Annotated in this window: 9 protein-coding genes and 3 tRNA genes; 8 read left to right on the forward strand and 4 right to left on the reverse strand. The window is 72.6% G+C overall.

Annotated features, from left to right (window positions below; translation table 11 throughout):
• Window positions 1-14 precede the first annotated feature (14 nt).
• The 5 genes from OIE69_RS26700 (at window position 15) to OIE69_RS26720 (ending at window position 6608) form a co-directional block, all read left to right on the forward strand.
• A complete protein-coding gene (locus OIE69_RS26700; RefSeq protein WP_326576246.1) occupies window positions 15-1322 on the forward strand; it encodes a deoxyguanosinetriphosphate triphosphohydrolase in 1308 nt (435 codons plus the stop codon).
• Between the two features lie 160 nt (window positions 1323-1482).
• On the forward strand, window positions 1483-2745 hold the full coding sequence (locus OIE69_RS26705; RefSeq protein WP_326576248.1) for an NAD(P)/FAD-dependent oxidoreductase: 1263 nt from the start codon (window positions 1483-1485) through the stop codon (window positions 2743-2745).
• Window positions 2746-2775: 30 nt separating this feature from the next.
• Window positions 2776-3222, forward strand: coding sequence for a GNAT family N-acetyltransferase (locus OIE69_RS26710; RefSeq protein WP_326576250.1), 447 nt, complete (start codon window positions 2776-2778; stop codon window positions 3220-3222).
• A gap of 31 nt (window positions 3223-3253) precedes the next feature.
• Window positions 3254-5170, forward strand: a complete 1917-nt coding sequence (gene dnaG, locus OIE69_RS26715) for a DNA primase (protein ID WP_326576252.1) — start codon at window positions 3254-3256, stop codon at window positions 5168-5170.
• A 142-nt stretch (window positions 5171-5312) separates the two neighbouring features.
• Complete coding sequence (locus OIE69_RS26720) at window positions 5313-6608, forward strand: RNA polymerase sigma factor (RefSeq protein WP_326576254.1); 1296 nt, start codon at window positions 5313-5315, stop codon at window positions 6606-6608.
• A 60-nt stretch (window positions 6609-6668) separates the two neighbouring features.
• Here the strand turns inward: OIE69_RS26720 and OIE69_RS26725 are convergent, their stop codons facing one another.
• The 4 genes from OIE69_RS26725 to OIE69_RS26740 all read right to left on the reverse strand — a co-directional run bounded on the left by OIE69_RS26725 (window position 6669) and on the right by OIE69_RS26740 (window position 12274).
• A complete protein-coding gene (locus OIE69_RS26725) occupies window positions 6669-8624 on the reverse strand; it encodes an ABC transporter ATP-binding protein (RefSeq protein WP_326576256.1) in 1956 nt (651 codons plus the stop codon).
• Window positions 8621-10369, reverse strand: a complete 1749-nt coding sequence (locus OIE69_RS26730) for an ABC transporter ATP-binding protein (protein WP_326576258.1) — start codon at window positions 10367-10369, stop codon at window positions 8621-8623. The genes OIE69_RS26725 and OIE69_RS26730 overlap by 4 nt, the downstream gene beginning before the upstream one ends.
• A 69-nt stretch (window positions 10370-10438) precedes the next feature.
• The gene (locus tag OIE69_RS26735; protein ID WP_326576260.1) at window positions 10439-11893 is read right to left on the reverse strand and encodes an FGGY family carbohydrate kinase; all 1455 of its coding nucleotides are present in this window, start codon (window positions 11891-11893) and stop codon (window positions 10439-10441) included.
• A gap of 81 nt (window positions 11894-11974) precedes the next feature.
• Window positions 11975-12274: a hypothetical protein gene (locus OIE69_RS26740; protein ID WP_018556692.1), complete on the reverse strand. Its 300-nt coding sequence runs from the start codon at window positions 12272-12274 to the stop codon at window positions 11975-11977.
• Window positions 12275-12451: 177 nt separating this feature from the next.
• Here OIE69_RS26740 and OIE69_RS26745 point away from each other — a divergent pair.
• The 3 genes from OIE69_RS26745 to OIE69_RS26755 all read left to right on the forward strand — a co-directional run bounded on the left by OIE69_RS26745 (window position 12452) and on the right by OIE69_RS26755 (window position 12853).
• Window positions 12452-12524 (forward strand) — tRNA-Asn (locus OIE69_RS26745).
• Window positions 12525-12538: 14 nt separating this feature from the next.
• Window positions 12539-12611, forward strand: a tRNA-Asn gene (locus OIE69_RS26750).
• 168 nt (window positions 12612-12779) lie between these two features.
• A tRNA-Ile gene (locus OIE69_RS26755) sits at window positions 12780-12853 on the forward strand.
• The last annotated feature ends 92 nt before the right edge of the window (window positions 12854-12945 follow it).

A 12945-nucleotide genomic window follows, 5' to 3' on the forward strand; every position in this document is an offset into this window, starting at 1 on the left:
GCTAACGTCGCGGTATGGACGCGAACCACCCCGCGGCGGCCGACCACGCCCCCTACAGCGAAGCCGACACCGAACGCTATGTGCCCGAGCCCGACAAGCGGCCCGGCCGCACGTCCTTCCAGCGGGACCGGGCCCGCATGCTGCACTCCGCGGGACTGCGCAGGCTGGCCGGGAAGACGCAGGTGGTGGACCCGGTCGACGACGCCCGGGCGATCAACAGCAGCCCGCGGACGCGTCTGACGCACAGCCTGGAGTGCGCCCAGGTCGGCCGGGAGCTCGGGGCGGCCCTCGGCTGCGACCCGGACCTGGTGGAGACCGCCTGCCTGGCCCACGACATCGGCCATCCGCCCTTCGGCCACAACGGGGAGATGGTGCTCGCCGAGGTGGCGGCCGGCTGCGGCGGCTTCGAGGGCAACGCCCAGAGCCTGCGCATCCTGACCCGGCTGGAGCCGAAGCGGTTCGCCCACGCCGACGACGGCACCCTGGTCAGCGTGGGCCTCAACCTGACCCGGGGGGCACTGGACGCGGCGACGAAGTACCCGTGGCCCCGCGGCGGCCACCCCACCGATCCCGCCAGCCCGAAATTCGGCGTGTACGAGGACGACCTGCCGGTCTTCGAGTGGCTGCGCCGCACCGCCCCCGCCGACCGCCCGTACGTGCAGTGCTTCGAGGCGCAGGTCATGGACTGGGCCGACGACGTGGCGTACTCCGTCCACGACGTCGAGGACGGGCTGCACGCCGGCCACCTGGACCCGGCGGTGCTGCTCGCGGAGCCCGAGCGCCGCGAGATCTTCGCCGTCGCCGCCGGCCGCTACGCCCCCGGGGCGGCCGAGGACGAGCTCGCCGAGGCACTGGACCGGCTGCTGGACATGGAGTGGTGGCCGCACGGCTACGACGGCTCCGCGATCGCCCAGGCCCGCCTGAAGGACGCCACCTCGCAGCTGATCGGCCGCTTCTGCCTGGCCGCGGAGCGCGCCACCAGGGACGCCTACGGCACCGGCCGGCTCACCCGCCACCGCGCCCAGCTGGTCGTCCCGCGCGACCAGAGGCTGGAGTGCGCCGTCCTGAAGGCGGTCGCCGACCGGTACGTCATGCAGCGCGAGGCGCAGGAGCGGCGGCGCGCCCAGCAGCGGGTGGTCATCGGGGAGCTCGCCGAGGCCCTGCTGGCCCGGGCGCCGGAGGGGCTGGACCCGCAGTTCCGCGGCATCTTCGACGCGGCCAAGGACGACCGGGCCCGGCAGCGGGCCGTCGTCGACCAGATCGCCTCGCTGACCGACGCCGCCGCGACCGCCCTGCACGCCCGGCTCAGCACCTCCCGGTGAGCCCCCGGCGGGCCCCCGCCCGCCCCCGTGCGCGGCGCCGCCCCCGTTCCCGGTCGGCGCGGCACTCTTCACGTCGGCCCCGGCGTGCGGGACGCTCACATGACTGGCAATTGCCAGAGGGAGGGCCGCGGGGCACCCGAGGACACCAGGGAGGCGCACAGTGGTGGACGCAGACCACACATTCGTCATCGTCGGGGCGGGGCTCGCCGGGGCGAAAGCGGCGGAGACGCTGCGCTCCGAGGGCTTCACCGGCCGCGTGATACTGATCGGGGACGAACGCGACCACCCCTACGAGCGACCCGCGCTCTCCAAGGGCTTCCTGCTGGGCAACGAGGAGCGCGACTCGGTCTTCGTCCATCCCGCCGCCTGGTACGCCGAGCACGACGTCGAACTCCACCTCGGCCAGCCGGTCACCGGCCTCGACCGGGTCGCCCGGCGGATCACCCTGGGCGACGGCACCGCCATCCCGTACGACAGGCTGCTGCTGACCACCGGTGCCGAGCCGCGCCGGCTGGACATCCCCGGCACCGACCTGGTCGGGGTGCACCACCTGCGCCGCCTCGCGCACGCCGAGCGGCTGAAGAACGTGCTGACCTCGCTCGGGCGCGAGAACGGCCACCTGGTCATCGCGGGAGCGGGCTGGATCGGCCTGGAGGTGGCGGCGGCCGCCCGCGGCTACGGCGTCGAGGTCACGGTCGTCGAGCCGCAGCCGTGCCCGTTGCACTCCGTGCTCGGCCCGGAACTCGGCGAGGTCTTCGCCGACCTGCACCGCGAGCACGGTGTGCGCTTCCACTTCGGAGCGCGGCTCACCGAGATCACCGGCCAGGACGGCATGGTGATGTCGGTGCTCACCGACGACGGCGAGGAGCACCCCGCCCACCAGGTGCTCGCCGCGATCGGCGCCGCCCCGCGCACCGCGCTCGCCGAGGCCGCCGGACTCGCCCTCGCCGACCGGGCCGCCGGCGGCGGCATCGCGGTGGACGCCTCGCTGCGCACCTCCGACCCCGACGTCTTCGCCGCCGGAGACGTCGCCAACGCCGAACACCCGCTGCTGGGCGGCCGGTTGCGGGTCGAGCACTGGGCGAACGCGCTCAACAGCGGGCCCGTGGCGGCGCGCGCCATGCTGGGCAAGGACGTGCTGTACGACCGGGTCCCGTACTTCTTCACCGACCAGTACGACCTGGGCATGGAGTTCTCCGGGCACGCCGCCCCCGGCACCTACGACCAGGTCCTGGCCCGGGGCGACATGGGCAAGCGGCAGTTCATCGCCTTCTGGCTGCGCGAGGGCCGGGTGCTGGCCGGGATGAACGTCAACGTGTGGGACGTGACCGACACCATCCAGAAGCTGATCCGTTCGGGCCGCCAGGTCGACACCGACGCGCTGGCCGACCCCACGGTGCCGCTGGCCTCCCTGCTGGAGTGAGCGCGGGAGTGACCACCTAGCATGGCTGCCATGGAGCCCAGGACCGCCGTCGTACCCGTCGAGGAGATCTTCGATCTGCGCTGGAGGGTCCTGCGGCCGGGGCTCCCCCGGGTGTCGGCGGTCTTCCTGGAGGACGGTCACCCGCTCGCCTTCCACATGGCGGCCTACGGCGACGGCGGCGACGAGGTCGTGGCGTGCGTCACGCTCTTCCCTGAGCAACTGCCCGGCGACACCGCGATCGCGTACCGGATCCGCGGCATGGCCAGCGCCCCCGAGGTCCGCGGCCGCGGCTACGGGGCGGCGCTGCTGCATGCCGCGCTGGAGCAGGCCCGGCAGCGCGGTGCCGAGCTGGTGTGGTGCAACGGCCGCACCTCGGCCCGCGGCTTCTGGGAGGGGCAGGGCTTCACGGTGGTGGGGGAGGAGTTCGTGCTGGAGCCGGCCGGGCCCCACTTCCTCTTCGTCGCCAAGCCGGTCTGACCTTCCGCGGCCCGCGCCGTAGACTCCCTGTGTGGCTGGGCGGATCAGGGACGAGGACGTCAAGACGGTGCGGGACGCGGTCCCGATCGACGCCGTCGTGTCCGAGTACCTCCAGCTCAGGAACGCGGGCGGCGGCAACCTGAAGGGCCTGTGCCCTTTCCACGACGAGAAGTCCCCCTCCTTCCACGTGAGCCCGAGCAAGGGGCTCTACCACTGCTTCGGCTGCCAGGAGGGCGGCGACACCCTCGACTTCGTGATGAAGGTCGACCACCTGTCCTTCTCCGAGGCCGTCGAGAGGCTCGCCGCCGTGGCGGGCATCACACTGCGGTACGAGGAGGGCGGCTACACCCCGGGCCGCCAGCAGGGCGAGCGGATCCGGCTGATCGAGGCCCACAAGGTGGCCGCGCAGTTCTACGTCGAGCAGCTGGGCGGCGCCGAGGCCGAGATCGGCCGGAAGTTCCTCGCCGAGCGCGGATTCGACCAGGCCGCCGCCGAGCACTTCGGCGTGGGCTACGCCCCGGCGGGCTGGGACCACCTCGTCCGCTTCCTGCGCGGCAAGGGCTTCACCGATCGCGAGCTGATCGTCTCCGGGCTGGCCAGCGAGAGCCGCCGCGGCGGCGCCATCGACCGCTTCCGCGGCCGGCTGATCTGGCCGATCCGCGACATCACCGGCGAGGTGATCGGCTTCGGCGCCCGCAAGCTGCGCGAGGACGACCAGGGCCCGAAGTACCTCAACACCCCCGAGACGCCGATCTACAAGAAGTCGCAGGTGCTGTACGGCATCGACCTGGCGAAGAAGGAGATCGCCCGCACCAGCCGGGCCGTCGTCGTCGAGGGTTACACCGACGTCATGGCGTGCCATCTCGCGGGTGTCACCACCGCCATCGCGACCTGCGGCACCGCCTTCGGCGGCGATCACATCAAGATCCTGCGCCGGCTGCTGATGGACAACTCCAACGCCGAGGTCGTCTTCACCTTCGACGGCGACGCGGCCGGCCAGAAGGCCGCCCTGCGCGCCTTCGAGGACGACCAGAAGTTCGCCGCCGAGACCTCCATCGCCATCACCCCCGGCGGCATGGACCCGTGCGATCTGCGCCTGGCGGAGGGCGACGCGGCCGTGCAGCGGCTGGTGGACACCCGCACGCCCCTGTTCGCCTTCGCGCTGCGGTCGGTCGTCGCCCGCTACAACCTCGACACCGCCGAGGGCCGGGCCTCCGCGCTGGAGGCGGGCGCGCCCATCGTGGCGGGCATCAAGAACGCGGCCATCCAGCACGAGTACGCGGTGCAGCTCGCCGGCATGCTCGGCATCCTCGACTCGCAGTTCGTGGTGCGCCGGGTCGCCCAGCTCGCCCGCTGGCAGCGCGAACGCCGCCAGTCCGGCGGCCCGTCGGGCCAGGGGCCCCGCAACGGCCCGCCGCAGGGGCACCAGGCGGCTCCCGCCGGTCCGGCCGGTCCTCCCGTGCCGAGCGGCCCCCGGCTGGACCTGCGCAGCCCGGCGCACCGCGTCGAGCGCGAGCTGCTCAAGCTGGCCCTGCAGCACCCCGGGCTGGTCTCCCCGGTCTTCGACGCCTACGGGGAGGACGAGTTCACCGCCCCGCCGTACGTCGCCGTGCGCCGCGCCATCACCGAGGCGGGCGGCGCGGAGTCCGCCGACGCCGGGTATCTGGCCCGCGTCCGTGACGTCGCGCCGGACGACACGGTCCGCAGCATGGTGACGGAACTCGCCGTCGAGGCCGTGATGCACAAGGCCCCCGACATCTACGCGGGCGAGGTCCTCGTCCGGGTCCGCCTGCTCGCGGTCGACCGCCGCGTCGCCGAGGTCCGCGCCTCCCTCGCCCGGCTCGGCCACCGCGCGGACGAGGCCCAGCTCTCGGCCGTCCAGGGCGAGCTGTGGGCGCTGCAGCAGTACGGCCAGCGCCTGCGCGTCGAGGGCGCCGCCGCCCTCTGAGCCGGGCCGCGCAGGGCCGTCCGGCCCGGGAACGGACGGGAACGGACGGGAACACGGGCGTGACGAGGGGGTTGCCCTCCGTCACAAAAAAGCGGCGCACGACCCTCGTGGGCACGGTGTGCCGTACGCCACACTGGGGGCGGTGCAAGAGTCCTCGGAGCGCGGACTGCCGAGCGGTGTCGATGGTGACGCCACCGCGGTACCGCTGACGGCGAACTCCCGGACGGGCCGCGGCGAGGGCGCCGTGACCGTTCCGTCGGCGCGCGTCTCCGAGCCCGTGGCTGCGCTCACCGTGGAGGTCGCTCCCGTGCACATCCAGACCCTGAGGCCCCCGGCGGCCCCTGCCGACGACCTGCTGGAGCGCGTGCCGGAGCAGAACCACGCGGCCGTGCACCCCGAGGAACCGGCCGGGGAACCCGACGAGGCGGAGGCGCAGGCGCAGGCCGAGGCGGGCTCCGACCCCGACCCCGACCCCGAGTCCGATCCCGACCCGGGACCGGTACGGCGGGCCGGCGACGAGGTCGCCGGCCCGTCCGCCGACCTGTTCCGCCAGTACCTGCGCGAGATCGGCCGGATACCGCTGCTCACCGCCGAGGAGGAGGTCGAGCTCGCCCGGCGCGTCGAGGCGGGCCTCTTCGCCGAGGAGAAGCTGAACGGCACCCAGGACCCCGACTCCCGGCTCGCCGTCGACCTCGACCGTCTGGTCGTGCTCGGCCGGATGGCCAAGCGCCGCCTGATCGAGGCCAATCTGCGCCTGGTCGTCTCCGTCGCCAAGCGCTACGTGGGCCGCGGCCTGACCATGCTGGACCTGGTGCAGGAGGGCAACCTCGGGCTGATCCGCGCCGTGGAGAAGTTCGACTACGCCCGGGGCTACAAGTTCTCGACCTACGCGACCTGGTGGATCCGCCAGGCCATGAGCCGCGCCCTGGCCGACCAGGCCCGCACGATCCGGGTCCCGGTCCACGTCGTGGAGCTGATCAACCGCGTCGTCCGCGTCCAGCGCCGCCTGCTGCAGGAACGCGGTTACGAGCCCACCACCGAAGAGGTCGGCGCCCACCTGGAGATCTCCCCGGAGCGGGTGAGCGAGGTGCTGCGCCTGGCGCAGGAACCGGTGAGCCTGCACGCCCCGGTGGGTGAGGAGGAGGACGTCGCCCTCGGCGACCTCATCGAGGACGGCGACGCCGCCTCGCCCGTGGAGTCCGCGTCCTTCCTGCTGCTGCGCGAGCACCTGGAGGCGGTGCTGTCCACCCTCGGTGAGCGCGAGCGCAAGGTCGTCCAGCTGCGCTACGGCCTGGCCGACGGGCGCCCGCGCACCCTGGAGGAGATCGGCCGGATCTTCGGCGTCACCCGCGAGCGCATCCGGCAGATCGAGTCCAAGACCCTCAACAAGCTGCGTGACCACGCCTTCGCCGACCAGTTGCGCGGCTATCTCGACTGAGGACGCGGGAGCCCCCGCCGGCCGGGCCGGCGGGGGCTCGTGTCGCGGCGGCGCCGACGGTCAGTCGACCTCCGCCACCGCCTGCGCGAACTGCGCCGCGTACAACCGGGCGTAGGCACCGTCTCCGGCCAGCAGCTCCTCGTGCGTGCCCTGTTCGACGATGTCGCCGCTCTCCATCACCAGGATGACGTCCGCGTCACGGATCGTGGACAGTCGGTGCGCGATGACGAAGCTGGTCCGCCCGTGGCTGAGGTGCGCCATGGCCCGCTGGATCAGTACCTCGGTGCGGGTGTCGACCGAGCTGGTGGCCTCGTCCAGGACGAGGATCACCGGGTCGGACAGGAACGCCCGCGCGATGGTGATCAGCTGCTTCTCGCCGGCGCTGACGCCGGTGCCCTCGTCGTCGATGACGGTGTCGTACCCGTCGGGCAGGGTCCGGATGAAGCGGTCCGCGTGCGCGGCGCGCGCGGCCTCCTCGATCTGCTCGCGGGTGGCTCCCTCGGTGCCGTACGCGATGTTCTCCGCGATCGTGCCGCCGAACAGCCAGGTGTCCTGCAGCACCATGCCGATGCCGGAGCGCAGCTCCTCCCGCGGCATGGACGCGATGTCGGTGCCGTCGAGGGTGATCCGGCCGCCGGTGACCTCGTAGAAGCGCATGAGCAGGTTGACCAGGGTGGTCTTGCCCGCGCCCGTGGGGCCGACGATGGCCACCGTGTGGCCCGGCTCGACGGTCAGCGACAGGTCCTCGATCAGCGGCTTCTCCGGCTCGTAGCGGAACGCCACGTCCTCGAAGCGGACCTCGCCGCGCCGCACCTTGCGCAGCGAGAGCGTCTTCGGCTCCGGGCTCTGCTCCTGCGCGTCGAGCAGTTCGAAGACCCGCTCGGCGGAGGCGACCCCGGACTGCACCAGGTTGGACATGCTCGCCACCTGGGTCAGCGGCTGGCTGAACTGCCGGCTGTACTGGATGAACGCCTGGACGTCGCCGATGGACAGCGCGCCGCTCGCCACCCGCAGGCCGCCCACCACGGCGACCAGGATGTAGTTGATGTTCCCGATGAACATCATCGCCGGCTGGATGACGCCCGAGATGAACTGCGCCCGGAAGCCCGACTGGTAGAGCGCCTCGTTCTGCTCGCGGAAGGCCTCCGCGGACTCCTCCTGGCGGCCGAAGACCTTCACCAGGGTGTGCCCGGTGTACATCTCCTCGATGTGCGCGTTGAGCTTGCCGGTGGTCCGCCACTGCTGCACGAACTGCGGCTGGGCCCGCTTGCCCACCGCCGTGGCGACGAACACCGACAGCGGCACGGTCACCAGTGCCACCAGCGCGAGCAGCCAGGAGATCGAGAACATCATCACCAGCACGCCCACGATCGACAGCAGCGCGAAGATGATCTGCCCCATCGTCTGCTGCAGCGTCTGGCCGATGTTGTCGATGTCGTTGGTGGCCCGGCTCAGCACCTCGCCGCGTGCCTGCCGGTCGAAGTACGACAGCGGCAGCCGGGCCAGCTTCGCCTCGACGTCCTGGCGCAGCCGGAACACGGTGCGCTGGATGACCGTGGTGGCGAGCCGGCCCTGGACGATCGCGAAGACCGCGGCGCCCGCGTAGATCGCGAGGGCGGTCAGCAGCACGTGGCCCACGGCGTCGAAGTCGATCCCGGCGCCCGGGGTGAAGTCGGCGGACCGCAGCAGGTCGGCGAGGGTGTCGCTGCCCTGCTGCCGGAGGTGCTCGATGGCCCCGGCCTTGTCGGTGCCGGCCGGCAGCGAACGGCCGAGGACCCCGGCGAAGATCAGGTCGGTGGCCTTGCCGAGGACCCTCGGGCCGATGACGTTGAGGGTGACGCCCAGTGTCGTACAGGCCAGCATGGCGACGACCAGGGCGCGTTCGGGACGCATCAGCCCCAGCAGCCGCTTGCCGGAGCCCTTGAAGTCCATGGACCGCTCGGTGGGCTGGCCGCCCATGAACCGCATCGGCCCCGCCGTGGGTGCGGGCCCCCTGCGGGGCGCGGGGACGCTCATGCCGCCTCCTGCTCGGTGAGCTGGGAGAGCACGATCTCCCGGTACGTGGGATTGCCGTCCATCAGTTCGCGGTGGGTGCCGGTGCCCACCACGCGGCCCTCGTCGAGGACCACGATCCGGTCGGCGTCGCGGATGGTGCTGACCCGCTGCGCGACGATCACGACCGTCGCGTCCGCCGTCTCCCGGCCCAGCGCCCGGCGCAGCGCGGCGTCGGTGGCGTAGTCCAGTGCGGAGAAGGAGTCGTCGAAGAGGTAGATGCCGGGCTTGCGCACCAGGGCCCGTGCGATGGCGAGGCGCTGGCGCTGGCCGCCGGAGACGTTGGTGCCGCCCTGCGCGATCGGGGCGTCGAGTCCGGAGCCGCCGTCCTCCGGCGCGAGCCGTTCCACGAAGTCCCTGGCCTGCGCGATCTCCAGGGCGTGCCACAGGTCCTCGTCGGTGGCCTCGGGGTTGCCGTAGCGCAGGTTGGAGGCGACCGTCCCGGAGAACAGGTACGGCTTCTGCGGGACCAGGGCGACCGTCTCGGCCAGCTGCGCCGCGTCCAGTTCGCGGACGTCCGTGCCGTCGATCAGCACCCGGCCGCCGGTGGCGTCGAACAGCCGCGGCACCAGCCCGAGCAGGGTCGTCTTGCCGCTGCCGGTGGAGCCGATCACCGCCGTGGTCTCACCGGGCCGGGCGATCAGGTCGACACCGCGCAGCACCTCGGCCTCGGCCCCGGGGTACGCGAATTCCGCGGCGCGCAGTTCCAGCTCGCCGTGCCGTGCCGTCAGCCGCACCGGCGCGGCGGGCGGGACGACGCTGGGGTCGGTGCCGAGCACCTCCTCGATGCGCTCGGCGCACACCTCGGCGCGCGGCACCATCATCACCATGAAGGTGGCCATCATGATCGACATCAGGATCTGCATCAGGTAGCTGATGAAGGCGGTCAGCGCGCCGATCTGCATGCCGCCGCTGTCGATCCGGTGGGCGCCGAACCACAGCACGGCCACGCTCGTGACGTTCACGACGGCCATCGCGACCGGGAACATCAGCGTCATCATCCGCCCGGCGCGCAGCGCGACGTCCGTCAGGTCGTCGTTGGCCTTGCGGAACCGGTCCTGCTCGAAGTCGTCCTTGACGAAGGCGCGGATGACCCGGATGCCGGTGATCTGCTCGCGCAGCACCCGGTTCACCGTGTCGAGCCGCTCCTGCATGGAGCGGAAGAGCGGGCGCAGACTGCGAACCAGCAGCAGCACCAGCACGCCCAGCACCGGCACCACCGCCAGCAGCAGAGAGGACAGCGGCACGTCCTGGCCGAGCGCCATGATGATGCCGCCGAAGCACATGATCGGCGCCGAGACCATCAGCGTGAAGGTCATCAGCACCAGCATCTGGACCTGCTGGACGTCGTTGGTCGTACGCGTGATCAGCGAGGGGGCGCCGAACTGCCCGACCTCGCGCGAGGAGAAGCGCTGCACCCGGTCGAAGACCGAGGCGCGGATGTCCCGGCCGACGGCCATCGAGGTGCGGGCCCCGTGGTAGACGGCGCCCACCGAGCAGGCGAGCTGGACCAGGGTCACGGCGAGCATGACGCCGCCGATCCTGAGGATGTAGCCCGTGTCCCCCTTCACGACGCCTTCGTCGATGATGTCGGCGTTCAGGGCGGGCAGGTAGAGCATGGCGAGGGTCGCCACGAGCTGCAGTACGACGAGCACGGAGACGGCACGCCTGTAGGGCAGGAGATGGGACCGCAGGAGACGGATCAGCACGACGGATGACCCTATAGTCCGATGGTTGCCGCAGGCACACGGTTTACCGGCTCATGGCCGACACCGGGATCAACCCGGGAACGCCCCCGGATGCGTCTGCTCACGCACCGACACGTACTGCTGCCGCACCGAGTGCCCGATCGGCCCGTCGTCCTCCCCCGGTTCGACCACGGCGTAGTCGGCGGGGTGCCAGTACGGGGGCTGCTCCGGCGAGTCCGTGCCGTTCACCACGCCGAGCGACCACGCCGCCTGCCGGGCCGCGCCCAGCGCCGCGTACTCGCCCGGCGGGGGCACCACGAGCTGCGCGCCCAGCAGCGCCGGGGCCATCGACCGCACGGCGGGCAGGTCGCCCGCCGGGCCCAGCAGGAAGATCCGGCGCACCTCCACCCCGCGCGCCCGCAGCACGTCCAGCGCGTCCGCCAGCCCGCACAGCATCCCCTCGAACGCCGCCCGCGCCAGGTGCTCCGGCTTCATGCTCTCGCGCCGCAGCCCGTGCAGCGTCCCCGCGGTGTGCGGCAGGTCCGGCGTGCGCTCGCCCTCCAGGTAGGGCAGGAGCACCAGGCCGTACGAGCCGGGTGTGGAGCGCATCGCCAGCTCGGACAGGCCGGCCAGGTCGGTGCCGAGCAGCTCGGCGGTGCCGCGCAGCACCCGTACCGCGTTGCGGGTGTGCACCACGGGCAGATGGCGGCCGGTCGCGTCGGCGAAGGAGGTGATCATGCCCGACGGGTCGCTCAGCGCGTGGTGGTGCACCGCGAAGACCGTCCCCGCCGCGCCCAGCGACACCACCGCGTCCCCGGGGCCGACGCCCAGGCCGAGCGCGGCCGCCATGTTGTCCCCGGTGCCGGCCGAGATCAGCAGCCCCTCCGGGGTCCGGCCGGCCGGCTCGGCGGGGGCCAGCACCTCGGGCAGCTGCACCGGATGGCCGAGGGCCAGCTCCACGATGTCCGTCCGCCACCGGCCGGTCGCGGCCGACCAGTAGCCCGTGCCCGAGGCGTCGCCCCGGTCCGTCGTACGCCGCTGGGGGCGGCCCATCAGCTGCCACACCAGCCAGTCGTGCGGCAGCAGCACATGGGCCGTGCGCTGCGCCGAGGCGGGTTCGTGCCGGGCCAGCCAGCGCAGCTTCGCCACCGGGTACGCGGCCTGCGGCACCGCCCCGACCGCCTCGGCCCAGGCGCCGGGACCGCCCAGCTCCTCGGTCAGGTCGGCGGCCTGGATCTGCGCCCGCTTGTCGTTCCACAGCAGCGCGGGCCGCACCAGCGCCCCGCCGGCGTCCAGCGCCAGCATCCCGTGCTGCTGTCCGGAGACCCCGATGGCCTCCACGCCCTCGAGCATCCCGCCCTTGGCCGCCTCGCCCAGCGACAGCAGCCACGCCTCGGGGTCGACCTCGGTCGGCGTCCCGGCGCCCTCGCCGCCCGGAAGGGGGTGCGGGGCGTGCGTCTGCCGGAGCACGGCCCCGCTCCCGGTGTCGCACACGACGACCGTCGTGCCGGTGCCCGAGCTGTCGATCCCCGCCACAATCCCCATGCGGGCATCATGCCGCACCCGGCGCGTACGGCGGAAAACCGGGCACCCGCGCCCGCAGCCGCGCCACGCCGGGCTGTGGCGTCAGGTGTTGCTGGTGCCCCAGTCGTCCTCGCCGGCGGAGCCGTTGCCGCGCACCCGGCGCAGCCGCTCCGCGACCGCCGGCGGCAGCCGGTCCCCGACCTTGGCGGTCACCACGTCCACGGCCTTCACGGCCGCCCCGCGCCCCGCCTGTCCCGCGGACTCCACGCTGTTCCGCACCGCCGGGTTCTGCGCGATGCGCTGGGCGCTCTTGCGCAGCTGCTCGTACCGTTCGCGGCCGGCCCGCGCCCCGAGCACGTACCCGACGGCGACCCCGCTGATGAACGTCAGCCGGTAGCGCATGGCTCCACCCTCTCCTCGTCTCGGGGCTGTGCTTCGCGCCTACCCGCCGTGGCCTGCGGACAACCACGGAGATACCGGTTGGCGGAGCACCCCCCACCTTGCGCTAATGTATGTGTCGCAGCGAGCGCACGCCGTCCGGGATGCCGGAAACGGGTGCATTCGGTGCAAGCGGAGCGATCCCCTGTAGCTCAATTGGCAGAGCAGCCGGCTGTTAACCGGCAGGTTACTGGTTCGAGTCCAGTCGGGGGAGCTCGCGCTCCTCTATCCCCTGTAGCTCAATTGGCAGAGCAGCCGGCTGTTAACCGGCAGGTTACTGGTTCGAGTCCAGTCGGGGGAGCACCGGTCAAGGACCCCCTCGGGGGTCCTTTTTCGTGCCCCGGGGAACCGATCACCCGGTGATCGCAGTCCACCAGGTGGTGCGTCTGTGACCCGCGAGGGCGACAGATCGTATGAGCAGCTATGCTGCGGCAGACGGCGTGGACGGGATGGTGACGGCACGCCGTACGGGGCGGTAGCTCAGCCGGTTAGAGCAGCGGACTCATAATCCGTCGGTCGTGGGTTCGAGTCCCACCCGCCCCACCGAGGGCCGCGGGCCCGCAGGTTCGGGACCCGCAGCGAGATAACGAACGAAGCCCCTCCGGGTCACCCGGAGGGGCTTCATCGGTCGTTAG

This window comes from Actinacidiphila glaucinigra (assembly GCF_035918135.1).
Classification (GTDB): Bacteria; Actinomycetota; Actinomycetes; order Streptomycetales; family Streptomycetaceae; genus Actinacidiphila; species Actinacidiphila glaucinigra.

Coding starts and splice junctions, on each gene's coding strand:
- OIE69_RS26735 (WP_326576260.1), bottom strand. CDS start 11,893: ATGGGGATTGTGGCGGGGATCGACAGCTCGGGCACCGGCACGACGGTC.
- OIE69_RS26710 (WP_326576250.1), top strand. CDS start 2,776: ATGGAGCCCAGGACCGCCGTCGTACCCGTCGAGGAGATCTTCGATCTG.
- OIE69_RS26725 (WP_326576256.1), bottom strand. CDS start 8,624: ATGAGCGTCCCCGCGCCCCGCAGGGGGCCCGCACCCACGGCGGGGCCG.
- OIE69_RS26700 (WP_326576246.1), top strand. CDS start 15: ATGGACGCGAACCACCCCGCGGCGGCCGACCACGCCCCCTACAGCGAA.
- OIE69_RS26740 (WP_018556692.1), bottom strand. CDS start 12,274: ATGCGCTACCGGCTGACGTTCATCAGCGGGGTCGCCGTCGGGTACGTG.